The 15,474-nt window shown below is 54.9% G+C and carries 12 protein-coding genes; all 12 read right to left on the bottom strand.

Annotation, left to right across the window (positions count from 1 at the left end):
* Positions 1-69 precede the first annotated feature (69 nt).
* Genes ftsA through FKW19_RS04425 form a run of 12 tightly spaced genes read right to left on the bottom strand, consistent with a single transcriptional unit; the run spans position 70 to position 15,446 of the window.
* Entirely contained in the window at positions 70-1,506 is a 1,437-nt protein-coding gene (gene ftsA / locus FKW19_RS04480) for a cell division protein FtsA (RefSeq protein ID WP_089179339.1), read from the bottom strand.
* The gene (locus tag FKW19_RS04475) at positions 1,499-2,455 is read right to left on the bottom strand and encodes a cell division protein FtsQ/DivIB (RefSeq protein ID WP_063354420.1); all 957 of its coding nucleotides are present in this window, start codon (positions 2,453-2,455) and stop codon (positions 1,499-1,501) included. The genes ftsA and FKW19_RS04475 overlap by 8 nt, the downstream gene beginning before the upstream one ends.
* Positions 2,452-3,390: a D-alanine--D-alanine ligase gene (locus FKW19_RS04470; protein WP_089179338.1), complete on the bottom strand. Its 939-nt coding sequence runs from the start codon at positions 3,388-3,390 to the stop codon at positions 2,452-2,454. Before FKW19_RS04470 ends, FKW19_RS04475 begins: the two co-directional genes overlap by 4 nt.
* Complete coding sequence (gene murB, locus FKW19_RS04465; RefSeq protein WP_089179337.1) at positions 3,387-4,331, bottom strand: UDP-N-acetylmuramate dehydrogenase; 945 nt, start codon at positions 4,329-4,331, stop codon at positions 3,387-3,389. The genes FKW19_RS04470 and murB overlap by 4 nt, the downstream gene beginning before the upstream one ends.
* Entirely contained in the window at positions 4,328-5,761 is a 1,434-nt protein-coding gene (gene murC, locus FKW19_RS04460; RefSeq protein WP_035351936.1) for a UDP-N-acetylmuramate--L-alanine ligase, read from the bottom strand. Before murC ends, murB begins: the two co-directional genes overlap by 4 nt.
* The gene (gene murG / locus FKW19_RS04455; protein WP_089179336.1) at positions 5,758-6,906 is read right to left on the bottom strand and encodes an undecaprenyldiphospho-muramoylpentapeptide beta-N-acetylglucosaminyltransferase; all 1,149 of its coding nucleotides are present in this window, start codon (positions 6,904-6,906) and stop codon (positions 5,758-5,760) included. The genes murC and murG overlap by 4 nt, the downstream gene beginning before the upstream one ends.
* The gene (locus tag FKW19_RS04450) at positions 6,903-8,066 is read right to left on the bottom strand and encodes an FtsW/RodA/SpoVE family cell cycle protein (RefSeq protein WP_006117418.1); all 1,164 of its coding nucleotides are present in this window, start codon (positions 8,064-8,066) and stop codon (positions 6,903-6,905) included. Before FKW19_RS04450 ends, murG begins: the two co-directional genes overlap by 4 nt.
* Positions 8,067-8,073: 7 nt before the next feature.
* Positions 8,074-9,489 (bottom strand): UDP-N-acetylmuramoyl-L-alanine--D-glutamate ligase, encoded by a 1,416-nt coding sequence (gene murD, locus FKW19_RS04445; RefSeq protein WP_089179335.1) that lies wholly within the window; start codon positions 9,487-9,489, stop codon positions 8,074-8,076.
* Positions 9,486-10,580 carry a phospho-N-acetylmuramoyl-pentapeptide-transferase gene (mraY, locus tag FKW19_RS04440; RefSeq protein WP_063354414.1) on the bottom strand — a complete coding sequence of 365 codons (1,095 nt, stop codon included), beginning with the start codon at positions 10,578-10,580 and terminating at the stop codon, positions 9,486-9,488. Before mraY ends, murD begins: the two co-directional genes overlap by 4 nt.
* Positions 10,580-11,965 carry a UDP-N-acetylmuramoyl-tripeptide--D-alanyl-D-alanine ligase gene (murF, locus tag FKW19_RS04435; RefSeq protein ID WP_089179334.1) on the bottom strand — a complete coding sequence of 462 codons (1,386 nt, stop codon included), beginning with the start codon at positions 11,963-11,965 and terminating at the stop codon, positions 10,580-10,582. Before murF ends, mraY begins: the two co-directional genes overlap by 1 nt.
* Positions 11,962-13,431, bottom strand: coding sequence for a UDP-N-acetylmuramoyl-L-alanyl-D-glutamate--2,6-diaminopimelate ligase (locus FKW19_RS04430; RefSeq protein WP_089179333.1), 1,470 nt, complete (start codon positions 13,429-13,431; stop codon positions 11,962-11,964). Before FKW19_RS04430 ends, murF begins: the two co-directional genes overlap by 4 nt.
* Positions 13,428-15,446, bottom strand: coding sequence for a penicillin-binding protein 2 (locus tag FKW19_RS04425; RefSeq protein ID WP_089179332.1), 2,019 nt, complete (start codon positions 15,444-15,446; stop codon positions 13,428-13,430). Before FKW19_RS04425 ends, FKW19_RS04430 begins: the two co-directional genes overlap by 4 nt.
* Positions 15,447-15,474: the final 28 nt, after the last annotated feature.

The raw sequence follows: 15,474 nt of genomic DNA, 5'->3' as shown, positions 1-15,474 counted from the left end.
CTGCAGCTTACCGGTATATGCTTAGAGAAATAAGATTACATTCAGATTACCAAGAATTTGTAAGCTAAATCAAACCCTCTCTCGAATAAAAGCGACGAGTTTTTGTAAAAAGCCGGAAGGGGCTGCTTCCCGAAACTCCACGTCTCCAAAAGGACGTTCTGCGCTGGCAGCCCAGAACAGCAATCCAGCTGCTGTTGCAAAGCCAGCAGCAGCAGCAGTATTTTCGGGCAGCCCAATAATATGCTTAGGCCGCCCAAGGCGAACGGAGCGCGTAAACCCTGCCCCAGAAGGACGTCCAGAACTGACTGGCATGCCAAGTATGCGTTCTGCCATAGGGCGAATGCCATCTAGCAAGGATGCGCCGCCAGTTAACACAATGCGCCCACTGGCCGCAGTGCCAAGGCCTGCTCCATCCAGTTTTTCACGCACCAGTTCCAATGTTTCTTCTACGCGCGGGCGGATAATATGGCCGAGCTGTGCGCGTGAAACCTGCTCAAAATGCGGGACATCATTGCCCAAAAGTTCAACGGTAAGCACTTCATCTTCAACATCTGATGCCAGATCTGCGCTGCCGTAAAAGGTTTTCAGGCGTTCGGCATTTTCCAAGGAGGTGCTGAGCCCGCGCGCAATATCACGCGTAACATGCAGGCCGCCCACACCAATCTGAGCCGTATGCAGAATTTGCCCTTCACCAAACACCGCCAGAGATGTGGTGCCACCCCCCATATCCACTACGGTAGTGCCAAGGTCTCGCTCATCTGCATCCAGCACGGAAAGGCCAGAAGCGAGAGGAGACGAAACCAAGGCTTCCATTTTCAGTTCCGCACGGCTCAGCACAGTTTCCAGATTCATCAGTGCTGTGGTGGCCGCATCTATAATATGCAGGCGAGCTTTGAGCGTTTCGCACAGATGGCCCCGTGGGTCTGAAACGCCTTCCGTATCATCCACGGTAAAATCTATGGGGAGGGTATGAATAACTTCACGCCCCTGAACGGTGGCCTGAATACGGCCTTCCGTTACCACACGCCGAATATCTGCTTCTGTGACAACCCGGCCGCCAATAGGCCAGCGCACGTTAAACAGACGGCTGGCCGGATGCCCGCAGGAAAGATTAACCACCACCTTGTCAATCGGGCGCTCTGCCATGGTTTCGGCCTGCCCAACGGTGGCCCGAATGGCAGCTTCTGCTTCCTGCAACTCTGTAATGGCCCCATTACGCACACCAGCAGAACGCCGCCAGCCATAACCAACCACGCGTAAATTGCCGTTGGGCTCACCTTTGCCAATCAGGCAGGTGATTTTGGTGGAGCCAATGTCCAGAACAGCGGTGTAACCATTGCGCCATGTATGTGGCCGTTTGTTTTTCTCGCTAGGTGGCAGGGGGAGAGAGCTTTCCCCGCCACTCATCAGCAGGGAAGAGCCATTTGCCGCTGTCGTGCGCTTTTTATGCAGCCGATCAGAAAGACTAAATCCAGAGGAAGCGGGTGAACGCGTGGGGTCACTCATCTGGGTTTTCCTCCGGGTTATCTTTTTTTGCTTCTTTAGCCGCAGGGTGCACAGGATGCGAGACTGGTTTGGGAGCATCTGCCTTGTGCGGTGCAGAAGTATCTTGCGTGTTGTTTCCTGCATCCGATGGTGGTGGAGATGCAGGTGGTTTTTCCTTAATGGTCAACCGGTCTGGCAGGCGCATATCTATCAGCAGCACGGGCCGATCCAACAGCCGTGTTGTAGCGTTGATTTTTGCCAGCCTGTGAATGGCCGGTGCTTCCTCGCCTTCTGGCAAAAGCACGGTTGCGCCATCACGCAGTGTAAGATTCCAACGCCTGTCACTGACACGTACAGCAGCCGTAACACGGGCTTTAATGTCTGGTTCTTGTGCTATAATATCAATCAGGTTGGCAGCGGATGTGTTTGCGCCATCCCCCACAACCAACGGCAATTTGGTAAAGGCTTCTGCATCCTTACCTGTCATGCCTTGGTCTGGCACACGGTTGCCTTGCTTATCTATCAGTTCAAAATGCCCTTGATGCTGCCAGACAGCATAGGGCAGGCGTTCGGTAATATGCACGTCAATTTCGCCAGAGAGATGGCGTTCTATGGTAACGTGATCAACAAAAGGCAGGGTATCCAGTTTTTCCCGTGCAGCGGAAACACTAAAGTCCAGCACGGGGTCTCCAACTTCCACACCCAATGCATCCCGAATACTTTGCTCACTGGTGAGCTGTGCACCGTCAATATGAATGCTGGTAACGCGCAGGGCAGAGGTACCCAGCAGCTTATCGCGCAAAGGGGCGAGCTGTTCCTGCACAGCAGGAATTTTCAGGCTGATATATCCAGCACCACCCAGAACGGCCAGAAACAGCAGCCCGGTAATAGGCCGCAGCAAGCGTTTTTGCCGCCTAAGAAAAAGCCCGATGCGAGAGGGCCTGTCAGCAGGAGATGGGGGCACCCTCATTGTCGGCAGGTAGCCTGTTCAACCAGCCACGCGCAAAGTTCCGGGTAGCTGATGCCACAATAGGCGGCCTGTTCGGGTAACAGGGAAGTTGCCGTCATACCCGGTTGCGTGTTGACCTCCAGCAGAATGAGCTGTGGCTGCTCCGGATTGGTATCATCCAACCGGAAATCAGAGCGCGATGCGCCAGAGCAGCCCAAAGCCTGATGAGCCTTTACAGCAACTTCCAGCGCAAGTTTGGCGCTAGAAGCATCAATTTGTGCAGGCAGAACGTGGGCAGAACCGCCGACCTGATATTTGGAATCATAGTCGTAAAAATCATGCCCCGTGCCGGTGGGGGTAATATCCGTAATGGTGAGAGCACGATCTCCCATAACACCTACGGTAATTTCACGGCCCGGAATAAAGGCTTCTACAAGGGCTTGTGGGCCAAAAGTCCAGTTTTTAACAATATCTGCCCGCGTGTTGGAACCCGTGCGCACAATGGAAACCCCAACGGATGAGCCTTCATTGAGTGGTTTCACAACATATGGTGTGGGCAGGGGATCTGCATCGGCAAGGGTGGCAATATCTACCACCATCCCTTCGGCTACAGGCAATCCGGCAGTTTGGAAAATAGCACGGGCAGCAGCTTTATCCATGGCAGTGGCCGAGGCCCGAATACCCGAATGGGTATAGGGAATGCCCATCCAGTCCAGAATGCCCTGAATACAGCCATCCTCACCAAAACGACCATGTAGGGCGTTAAACACCACATCCGGCTTTTGTGTGTTCAGTGTTTCAACCAGTGCTGCCAGATCTGCTTGGGCATCCAACGTGCAAACATCATACCCTTTGCTGCGCAACGCTTCAGCCACACCTTGCCCGGAGGAAAGGCTGACTACGCGCTCGGAAGACATTCCGCCCATCAGCACGGTAACGCGTTTTGGTGCACTCATTTGGGGGAGGCCTCCGTTTTACCTAGCCGCTTGATTTCCCAGTGCAGGGAAACGCCAGAATTCTGGGCAACGCGTGTGCGCACGTCTTCCCCCAATTCTTCCAGATCGGTTGCTGTGGCATTGCCTAGATTGATGAGGAAATTGCAGTGTTTTTCACTTACCTGCGCATCTCCGTGGCGCAGCCCACGGCACCCTGCGGCGTCAATCAGTTCCCAAGCTTTACGAGCAGATGTTTCTGCATCTGGATTGCGGAAGGTGGAGCCCCCGGTGCGTGCTCGCACAGGCTGAGAAAGCTCACGCGCGGCGCGTACTTCTGCAATACGGTTGGCAACATCTTGCGGATTTGCAGGTGTGCCCCGCAAACGGGCACGAATAACAAATGCACCTTCCGGCAGGCCAGAGCGACGATAGCCAAACCGCAGGGCAGCGTTATCCAGCCGGATCAGGCTGCCATCACGGGTAATAATTTCGGCCCAATCCAGAACATTGGCGATGTCTGACCCATAAGCGCCTGCGTTCATCCGCACAGCTCCTCCAATGGAACCGGGAATGCCAGCCAGAAATTCCAGCCCAGAAAGCCCAGCCTGTGCAGCATGTTCGGCCACGGTGGCATCCAGACAGGCGCAGCCAGCTATAATGCCGTCAGCTTCTACCGTAATGTCAGCAAACCCACGCGCCATACGCACCACCACGCCTTCCAACCCACCATCACGGATGATGACGTTAGAGCAAGCTCCCAAAGCCGTTATGGGCAGTTCGGGGGAAAGGCGTTGCAAAACACCAGCCAGATCCTCGGCATCAGCAGGCTGAAACAGCCATTCTGCCGCCCCACCAACCCGAAACCACGTGCGTGGGCCCAAAGGTGCCTGTGGTGTTAGCCTTCCGCGCATATTGGCAAAGGCATGCTTGACCATATCTTGCATGGAGGCCGGATTGTTCATGCCGCGTTGCCACCCTTGTCTTCTGCCTGCAGGGCAGCAAGCTGGGCAGGTAGAGCCTGCGCCCAGTTGGTAATAGTGCCTGCGCCAAGGCACACAACATAATCCCCCGGTTTGGCGATGGCGTTGATCATTTCTGCCAAATGGTCTGGGCTGGACAATGGTACCACCGAACGGTGCCCACGTTCACGCAGGCCTTCAATCAGCTTGTCGCGGCTGGCATCGGGCAATGGGTCTTCACCCGCAGCGTACACATCTGACACAATCACGGTATCTGCATCATTCATGCAGGCGCAGAAATCTGAGAACAGGATTTTCAGGCGCGAATAGCGATGCGGCTGCATAACGGCAATAACATGGTTGGCACCAGCTTGCCGGGCAGCTTTCAGTACAGCGGCAATTTCAACAGGATGATGGCCGTAATCATCAATCACCGTAATGCCACCGGCTTCCCCCGTGCGGGTAAAGCGGCGTTTTACACCACGGAAACTGGCTAGGCCTGAACGGATGACGTCATCACTGATGTCCATTTCCGTTGCTACGGCAATGGCGGCCAGAGCGTTCTGCACATTGTGAGAACCCAGCATAGGCAGACGGAAGGGGCCAGCCTTGCGGGTGTGGCGGCTTACGCGATCTGTTAGCGTGACTTCGAACGTGGCGCCCAGTTTGTCAGTAATCAGTTTTTCTGCACGCACATCGGCTTGTGGAGAGAACCCATAGGTGACAATCCGGTGGTCAGACAGGCGCGGGATCATCTGCTGCACGGCTGGGTGATCAATGCACAGCACGGCAAATCCGTAAAATGGCACGTTGGAAACAAACTGGTCGTAAGCTGCTTCCATTGCTTCGGGGGAGCCCCAATGGTCCAGATGTTCCGGGTCCATATTGGTAACAACCGAAATAACGGAAGGCAGGCGCAGGAAGGAGCCATCGCTCTCATCTGCCTCAACCACCATCCAGTCACCTTTCCCCATACGGGTATTGGTGCCGTAGGCTTCAATAATACCACCGTTAATAACTGTCGGGTCCAGCTTGGCGGCTTCCAGCACGGCAGCTACAAGGCTGGTGGTGGTGGTTTTGCCATGTGTGCCACCCACAGCAACAGACCAGCGCAGACGCATGAGTTCAGCCAGCATTTCTGCCCGGCGTACAACCGGAATTAGCTTGGCGCGTGCGGCAACAACTTCCGGGTTATCGCGCTTAACAGCAGTGGAAATAACCACCACCTGTGCATCACCCAAATTTTCGGCTTTATGACCAATGGTTACAGGAATACCCGCAGCCCGCAGGCGTTTAACGTTAGCGTTTTCTGCAATATCCGAGCCCTGCACAGAATATCCCAATAGGCACAGCACCTCCGCAATGCCGGACATGCCAATGCCGCCAATACCGACAAAATGGATGGTTCCGATGGAAAGGGGGAGGGCTCTCATGCGCGTGTCTCCGTCTCGCTGGAGGTCGTCGGATGGGCGGGTGCAGGGGAAGGATTGAAGCATTCTTCTACTATATCGGCCAGGCGGAGGGCAGCATCCGGGCGGGCAAGCGTGGCAGCGGCTTGGGCTGCCTGTGCCAGTTCATCCGGCGCGGTGAAAAGATCATTCAGGCGGCTGGCAAGGGCCGCAGAGGTGAAGTCTGGCTGGCGTATCATCCAGCCTGCTCCGGCATTGGTAATGGCGCGGGCATTTTCCGTTTGCTCATCGCTGGCGGCAATGGGCAAAGGCACCAGAATGGACGGGCGGCCCGCTGTTGTAATTTCTGCCACAGAAGAGCCGCCAGCACGCCCGATAACCAGATGGGCGGAGGCTAGAAGTTCGGGCACATCCTGCAAGAAGGATTCAACACGTGCCTGCACACCCATTTCTGCATATGCAGTGCGCACGGCATCCAGATCATCTTGCCGCGCCTGCTGTGTAATATGGATACGTTGGCGCAGGCCTTCCGGCAATTTGGCTATAGCAGCAGGCACAACCTGAGAGAAAATACGCGCACCCAGAGAACCACCCCATACCAGTAGGTTAATATGGTCTGTTGGTGGCACCCATCCTTCACCCGCAAGGGCGGCAATGGCGGGGCGTACGGGCATACCTGTAAACACGGTACGCGCGCCAATAGGTAGCTTGGCAACGGAAGGGAAAGACGTAGCAATAACATCCGCAAAGCGGGAAAGAACCGCATTGGCCTTACCCAACACAGCATTGCCCTCATGAATAATCAGGGCGGGGTGTTTACGCCCGATCAGCCGTGCGCCTAACAAAGGCGGCACGGAAGGATAGCCCCCAAAACCTACCACTACATCAGGCTTGATTTGTTGGAGAATGGCACGCGCTTTCCATGCACTTGCCAACAGGGTGACGCCTGCACGAATGGCACGGATTGGCCCACGCCCAGCCACACCAGCACCATTGAGAACATATTGCGGGCCACGGGCAAATACACCACTTTCCCGCTTACCAGCGCGCCCATCTGTCATAAGCACAAGGTGGTGGCCGCGTTCTGCCAATGTATCTGCCAGCGCTTCGGCCGGAAAGAAGTGTCCGCCAGTGCCGCCTGCGGCAATGACGATAGTACGTGAACTCATGCTGACCGCCATTGTCTGAGTGTGGTTACAAAACTATTGCCAGCCAGGGAACGCCCCTGTTGTTGCCGTGTAAGAGCAAGCACCATGCCGATAGCCAACGCAACAGACATGGCAGAAGACCCACCATAGGAAATAAATGGCAGTGTCATGCCCTTGGTGGGAATAAGATGCAAGGAAGAAGCCATGTTCACAAATGCTTGCAGGCCAAAGCCTGTCACCAAGCCAGATGTGGCAATCACAACAAATGGATCGTCCTCACGGATCAGCCGCAGCAGAGTGCGCACCACAATCACGCCAAATACGCAGATAATGAGCATGCACACAACCAGCCCGTATTCTTCCCCCGCCACAGCAAACACAAAGTCTGCATGGGCATCTGGCAGCAGATCTTTTACGCGGCCTTCACCGGGGCCACGGCCTAGTAGGCCACCATTGCCAAAGGCGCGCAGGGCGGTATCAATCTGGTAGTGGTCCCCCACGCCGGGGTGCATAAAGCGCTCAACGCGGGAACGCACATGCGGGAAGATGAAAAACGCAGCAATACCGGCGGCAATCATGCAGCCAAAGCCAAATGCAACCAGAATGAGGTTGAGGCCATCTACAAAAAGCTGCACCAGAAACACGGCCGTAATAACCGTAAGCATGCCAATGTCCGGCTGAGATTTCAGCAGCAGCATAATCAACCCATATAGGGCAAAGGCAATAAGCATACCGGGAAAGTAGCGTGAAACACGGCGCTGCGTCAGCAGCCAGCCTGTAACAACGGCAAAGCAGGGCTTTAAAAACTCGGATGGCTGGAGAGACATCATGGGCAGGGCAATCCAGCGCCGCGCCCCTTTAATTTCTATGCCATGCACAAGGGTAAGTGCTGTTGCCCCTAGCATAAGCATGCCGCCTATTATGGAAAGGCGCAGCACAGCCTTGCGGGAGAGCATGGAAATGCCCACCACGATAACCCCCGCAATGCCTAAAAACATCACCTGCTTGAAAATGAACATATTGCGCGATGCGCCAATACGCACGGCCACAGCAGGGCTGGCTGCCAGCATAAGGATGTAGCCAAAACCAATAAGGATGAAGGTGCAGATCAGAGTTGTCCGGTCTACATTCCGCCACCAGCGGCCAAACGGGGAATCATCGGTGCGGGAAGAACCGGCCATCAGTCTCTCACTGCTCTGTCATGCCCGCATGCCGGGCGCAAACCTCATCTGCCAGTTCCTGAAAGCGCAGGCCACGTGCCTCAAACCCAGAAAACTGATCAAAGCTGGCGCAGGCGGGTGAAAGCAGCACAACAGGCGTATGCGTAAGGTGCGCTTCCGTATAAGCCGCAGGCACGGCGTTTTCCAGTGTTTCTGCCATAGTAAAAGGCACGTTGTGTTCTTTTAGTGTTTGGGCCAGTTGCGGAGCATCCCGCCCGATCAGGAATGTATGTGCAATATGCGGGAAATAGGGCGTGAGAGAGGCAATGCCGCCTTCTTTTGCCGTGCCGCCTGCAATCCACACCAGTTTTTCATAACACCCCAAGGCGCGTGAGGCTGCATCTGCGTTGGTGGCTTTGCTGTCATCCACAAAATCCACCCCGTTGCAGGAAGCTACAAGCTTTTGCCGGTGTGGAAGGCCGGGAAAGGAGGCTACAGCCTGCGCAATGGTTGCATCTGGCACATCCAGAAAGCGCGCTATTGCAATAGCAGCAGCGGCATTTTCTGCATTATGGGCACCGGGAAGGCTTAGCCCGGTTTGTGCTATGCATGTGCTGTGGTGCCATATGGCGCCATCCTTGCCGTAGTAAGAACAGGCCGGATTGGTGCCAGAAATGGTTTCACACTTGGCAGGTTCATGTTCCAGCTCTGCTGCAATGGTGCAGCACCATGTATCATCTATGCCAACAACAGCCAGATCCTTGCCTGTCTGGCCGGTGAACACCCGCTTTTTGGATTGAGCGTAGCCATCCATGCCTGCGTGACGGTCCAGGTGATCTGGCGTCAGGTTCAGTAAACATGCGGCATCAAAGCGCAGGGTATCCAGCCGTTCCAGCATGTAGGACGACATTTCCAGCACATATACGCCGTTATCCGGTAGCAAAGGCAGGGCAAGGGCGGCTGGCCCCAGGTTGCCACCAGCGGCTACGGGCAGTTTGGCTTCTGCCAGAATATGGGCCAGCAAAGTGGTGGTGGTTGATTTGCCGTTGGTGCCTGTAATGCCAACAAAACGGGCTTTGCTGCCAGATTTGCGCACAGCCCGATAAAGCAGTTCCGCATCGGAAAGAATGGGAATGCCCGCTTCCTTGGCCATAAGGGCAATAGGGTGTGGCTTGGGTAAGTCGTGTGGAATGCCGGGGGAAAGAATAAGTGCTTCAAACCCATTTAGGCTTTCAAACGGCTTGCACTGAATACGTGCAGCAACATCTGGCGCAAGAGTGGAAAGTGCTTTTGCCAGCCCTTTGCGTCCACCTTCACCATCATCCCATACCTGTACGGTGGCACCTGTGCTGGCCAGCATAAGCACTGCAGGCAAGCCATTTTTGCCAAGCCCGAAAACAGCAAAGCGTTGCCCGGAAAACAGGGAGGGTGAAAAGCCGTTCATCTTAGTTTCAGCGTGGCCAGACCACACAGCCCCAGAACAATGGAGACAATCCAGAACCGGATGACAATTTTGGGTTCTGCCCACCCTTTTTTCTCAAAATGGTGGTGGAAAGGGGCCATAAGAAACACACGCCGCCCTGTGCGTTTGTACCAAAACACCTGAATGACCACAGAAAGTGTTTCCGCCACAAACAGGCCACCCACAATGCACAGCACCAGTTCATGCTTGATAGCTACGGCTAGGGAACCCAGTGCGCCACCAAGGGAAAGAGAGCCTGTATCCCCCATAAAGACCGAGGCCGGAGGGGCGTTAAACCACAAAAACCCAAGGCCAGCCCCCACAAGAGCGGCGCAGAATACGGCCAGTTCCCCCGTACCGGGCACGGCGTGGATTTGCAGGTAATCAGCAAAAACGTGGTTGCCGACCAGATAGGAAAGAATGGCAAACACTAAGGAAGCCACAATAACGGGGCCAATAGCCAGCCCATCCAGCCCATCGGTAAAGTTAACCGCATTGCCAAAGCCGGTAATCACGATCATGGCGAACGCAGGGTAGAGAATACCCATCGGCAGCAGAAGGTCTTTTACAAACGGAAAAGCCAGATGGTTTGCCAGTTCTGGTGGCATAAGATATTGCAGCCATAACCCGCAGATAAGCGAGATACCAAATTCTCCACCAAGCCGGGCGCGTTTGGAAAGACCATCCGTGTTGCGGCGCGCAAGTTTGCGGTAATCATCTGCAAACCCAATGGCGCCAAAACCCAGCGTGGTGAGCATAACGGCCCACACAAACCCGTTTTCCAGATCTCCCCAAATCAGCATGGAGATCACCAGAGAAATCAAAATAAGCACCCCCCCCATTGTGGGCGTGCCGGTTTTTTCCAGAATGTGGCGTTCAGGGCCAACGGCGCGAATGGGCTGACCTTCGCGTTGGATACGGCGCAGCATTCTAATAAGCGGGCGGCCAAGAAGCAGGCTGATGCCAAGGGCTGTCATACACGCACACCCCGCGCGGAACGTGATGTAGCGCAGCAGGTTCAGGATTGTGATGTGTCCATCATGCGCAGCGTGAGAAATCAGCATATACAGCATTAGGCACACTCCACTGCGGGAAGTGCGTTGATTGCTGCAATAATATCACGCATGCGGCTCCCTAAACTGCCTTTCACCAACACGGCGTCTCCTTTGCGCAAAGCCGCGCAGACATGAGGAGCAAGTAAAGCAGCGCTTTCTGCCCATGCGCCCTGCTTAGAGGGCGGAAGGGCATCAAAAAGGGTTTTCATGTAGGATCCGCAGCAAAAAACGAGGTCAGCAGCACTGGCTGTAGGGGCAGCAAGCGCTTGATGTTCGGAAATGGAAAATTCACCCAGTTCACGCATATCGCCCAGAACGGCAATACGGCGCGTGGCAGGAATATGGCGCACAACATCCAAAGCAGCCCGGATAGAAGCCGCTGAGGCATTGTAACTTTCATCCAGCAGCGTAATGGCCCCACCGGCAATTTTGGTGAGGGCACCACGACCTTTGCCCGGGCGGAAAGCTGCCAATGCGGCCGCGGCTTTTGCAACATCTGCACCTAGGGCGGCACAAGCTGCGAGTGCCACAACGGCGTTGCGGGCCAGATGAGTGCCGGGGGCGGGAAGGTGGACGTTGAAAGTTTTGCCCAAAATGGAAACATCACAGTGAGAGCCATCAGCACCAGTTTGCAAATGGCTTAGATGTGCAGTGCTTTGAGGGTTTACACCACAGGGCCACAAAACAGCCTGCGCTTTTACTGCTGCTGCTGTAAAAAACGGCGTGCCGTGCGCATCATCCGGCACAATGGCAATACCGCCTGCGGGCAGTGCGGTAATAATGGAGGCTTTTTCTACCGCAATAGCATCCAGACTGCCCATATGGCCCAGATGCGCTGAGCCAATGGTGGTGATAACGGCCACATCTGGCTGCACCATTTTGGCAAGCGGAAGAATTTCTCCCGGATGGTTCATGCCAATTTCACTGATACAGAAAGCAGCCTCTCGCGGTAGGCGCGCAAGGGTAAGCGGTACGCCCCAATGGTTGTTGTAGGAGGCCTCGGCCGCATGTGTCGGGCCAGAAGGTGCCAAGCAAAGGCGCAGCATTTCCTTGGTGGTGGTTTTACCCACGCTGCCCGTTACGGCTACAACTTTACCTTTAAAGCGCGCCCGTGCGGCCAGTGCCAGTTTTTGAAGGCCCAGCATGGTATCAGATACCAGCAGAATACGCGGGTCCGTTAACCCTTCGGCTGAATGAGCCAGAACGGCCGCGGCACCTTTTTCTAGCGCTGTAGCAATGTGCGCATGGCCATCGCTGTTGTCGCCTTTGAGGGCAATAAACAGGTCTCCGGGGGCAAGGGAACGTGTATCAATTGAAATGCCGGTAATGGAAACAGGGGCATTTCCTAAAAACGTTCCACCCGTTGCGGTTTCCAGTTCTTTGCGCGTCCACAAAAGGCTCATGGATGGCCCGCCAGTGTGCGCAACACGGCGGCATCATCAAACGGTAAAATGGTATTGCCTATAATTTGTCCCTGTTCGTGACCTTTGCCGGCCACAACCAGTACGTCGTCTGCTTTAAGCATGGAAAGAGCTTCTGCTATTGCCTGTTTTCTATCTGCAATTTCCAGCGCTTGCGGAGCACCGGTTTTTATATCTGCACGAATGGAGGCTGGGTTTTCTGTGCGCGGGTTGTCATCTGTAATAATGGCAATATCCGCACCTTTTACGGCTTCCTGCCCCATAAGAGGGCGCTTGCCACTATCGCGGTCTCCGCCTGCGCCCAAAACAACAATCAGTTTGCCGCGTGCGTGGGGGCGTAAAGATGCCAAAAGCCGTGCCAGTGCATCTGGCGTATGGGCGTAATCCACATAGGCGCAGGCTCCGTTGGGCAGCACTGTTGCGCGTTCCAGACGTCCCCGCACCCCTTTAAGATGGGGCAGAAGGGGGAGAATACGCGCAATTTCGGCATTATCCTGTGCGGCCAAGGCTACAGCCAGCAATACGTTGTCTGCCTGAAAGCGTCCCGGAATAGGCAGCAGAACCGTGCTCGTGCGGCCATCGTGTTCAATGGTCAATTCCTGCCCGGCGGGGAGAGCGTTATATGCCACAAGGCGGAGTGTTGTGCCGTGCTCTCCAACCAGCCTTAGCCGTAGGTTCCGCTGTGCGGCAATGGCACGAATAGCTTGGAGCGTTTGTGCATCCATATCGGCATTGGCAGCCGCAATGGCATGTTCTGGCAAAAGGGTATCAAACAGCTTCAATTTGGCTGTGCGATAGGCATCTATGGTCAGATGATAATCCAGGTGATCGCGTGTTAGATTGGTAAAACCCGCTGCGGCAAGATGTAAACCATCTAGCCGCCCTTGTTCCAACCCGTGGGATGAGGCTTCCAGCGCCACATGCTGAAAGCCAGCTTGAGTAAGCGCTGCCAGCCCATTGGCAAGGGCAACCGGATCTGGCGTGGTAAGTGCTGGAAATGAAATGGACGTATCTTCCGCCCCGGTAAGGCCAAGAGTGCCAATGGCAGCGGCCTTAAAGCCCAGCAACGCCCAGATCTGGCGCATAAAATCCGCAGTGCTGGTTTTGCCATTTGTGCCAGTAATAGCTACCAGATGCTGTGGCTGCGGCCCCGCCAGAACAGCCGCCATAAGCGCCAGTGCGTGGCGTGGGTTAGATGCCAGAACCAGCGGGCAGGCGGGTACATCAGTCGGCCATTGTGTATCTGCGGGTGCCAAAACTGCTGCTGCACCATTTTGCACGGCAGTTGCGATAAAGGCCCGGCCATCGGTTTTTACACCCGGCAACGCGGCAAAAAGCGTGCCCGGTTTTACCTGCCGACTGTCCGCTGTAATGGAAGAAATTTCAGGATTTCCGGGCAGAGCCGGAAGCCCTACAGCAGCAAGAAGGGTGGAAAGAGGAAGGCTCATTCGTCCATAACCTCCGCAGCCGCTTTTTTGCGTTCAGCCATAGCACGTTTAAGGGCTTCTTTTTCTGCCTTGTGTTCGGCTTCCGCTTTACGCGGGTCTCCCGGATCGTTCCCAGGGCCAAGTGGCCTTACGCCACGCGGCACTGCAGGGTGCAGGGGCAGAGCCATTTGCGCATCAATTTGCTCAGCATGCTCTGTATCTGGAAAAATCTGGAGCATGGGGCCAATGCGTGAAACAATTTTGGAAACAGTAGGTGCCGCGTTCCAGCCTGCAGTGGTCCAGCCGTGGGTTTGGGGGGTGGGTTTGGGGCTATCCAGCATAACATACACAGCATAATGCGGTGAGTTCATGGGGAAAATGCCTGTAAAAGCCGAGATATTGACGTGCTTCAGGTAGCCACCATGTGGGCCAATTTTTTCTGCCGTGCCGGTTTTACCGCCCACAAAATACCCCGGAGATTCCGCAGTGCGCCCTGTGCCGTGGGTAACATCCAACCGTAAAAGACGACGCAGAAGGCTGGATACTTTTTCGGAAAGAATACGCGGGCCTGCGGGCGTAACTGGGGCATCTGCTCCGCTGCTTTGAGTATCATCTTCCACGCTTTGCTCAAGCGCTGCATTTTGAATGCCGCTGGCAAATTGCGGGCTTATGCCGGGCGCGCTGGCTGTGGCATTGGCTGGGTCTTCCTTATCCAGCAAAGTAGGCGTTACCAGAATACCGCCATTAACCGTAGCTGCTGTGCCACGCACAATAGCCAATGGGGGTTCTGCCACACCATGCCCGAACCCAACTGTCATAACCGTGGCAATACCCCATTGATGTGGCACCAATGGGCGTGCAGCTTCTGGCAGTTCCACCGGAACGGGGGAGAAAAACCCCATGGAACGCAGCCATTCGGACTGTTTTTTGCCCCCAACATCCAACGCAATATGTGCGGCTGCCGGGTTGGAGGAATAAGCCATCACCTCGGGCAATGTCAGCCACGGAGAGAAATGGTCACTCTTCATATCGCGGATAGTAAAGCGCCCGATATGCAACGGTACGGATGAAAACCGATCCCAAATATGGATAGTGCCTGTTTCCAGCCCCATAGCCGTAGTTTGCAGCTTAAAGGTAGACCCCGGTTCGTACAAACCAGTAACCGCACGGTTAAAGCGCTCATCATTAGTGGCATGGGCAAAATTATTGGCATCAAAGTCAGGCAGGCTGACCATGGCGATAATTTCACCGGTGCGTACATCCATCACAATGCCACATGCCCCAATGGCTTGGAATGTCTGCATGGCATTTGCCACTTCTTCACGCACAGCAGACTGAACACGAATATCCAGTGAGAGATGGAGCGGGCGATGATCAGAAAGCAGGCGCTTATCAAAGTATTTTTCAATCCCAGCCACGCCGTGATCGTCAATATCAACAGTGCCCATAATCTGGGCGGCCATGCGGCCTAGCGGGTAATGCCGCCTTTCACCCGGTTCGAAATAGATGCCCGGAATGCCAAGGTTATTGATGGCCAGTTCCTGTTGGGGCGAAATATTACGTGCGATGTAAACAAACTGCTTGGGGCGGGAAAGGCGATCAGCGGTTTCCTGCTCATCTATATCCTTCAGGATAGACTTTAGCTTGTGCGCAACATCCTTGGGGTCGATCAGCTCTTGCGGGTTTGCATAAACCTGCGCAACAGGCAGAGAAAGCGCCAAGGTTTGGCCGTTGCGATCCACAATGGAAGCACGGTGCACTTGTGGCAGAGAGAAATCACCAGCAAGGCTGCCCTTGGGGTCAATTTTAGGAATTTCAGGAACCTGTGGCGCAATCTGCCGCTTTTCTGGCGCCATGGGGTGAACGACGGTTGCAATAGTAAGCTTAATGGCGACAACGGCAAAAATTAGGCAAAAACCGCCAGCAACACCCAAAAGCCTTACATGCATTTGGTCCCGATGTGCGCGGGCGCGCAAATCGTCCCCCGTAACACCTACTGTACGCGTTGGGTCGGGGTCATTGGGGGAGACAGACATGTCAGGTCAGAAAGGCCTTTAACCACAA

The sequence above is a fragment of the Acetobacter sp. DmW_125128 genome (assembly GCF_008704325.1).
GTDB lineage: Bacteria > Pseudomonadota > Alphaproteobacteria > Acetobacterales > Acetobacteraceae > Acetobacter > Acetobacter oryzifermentans.
This window is presented reverse-complemented; position numbering and strand designations above follow the sequence as displayed.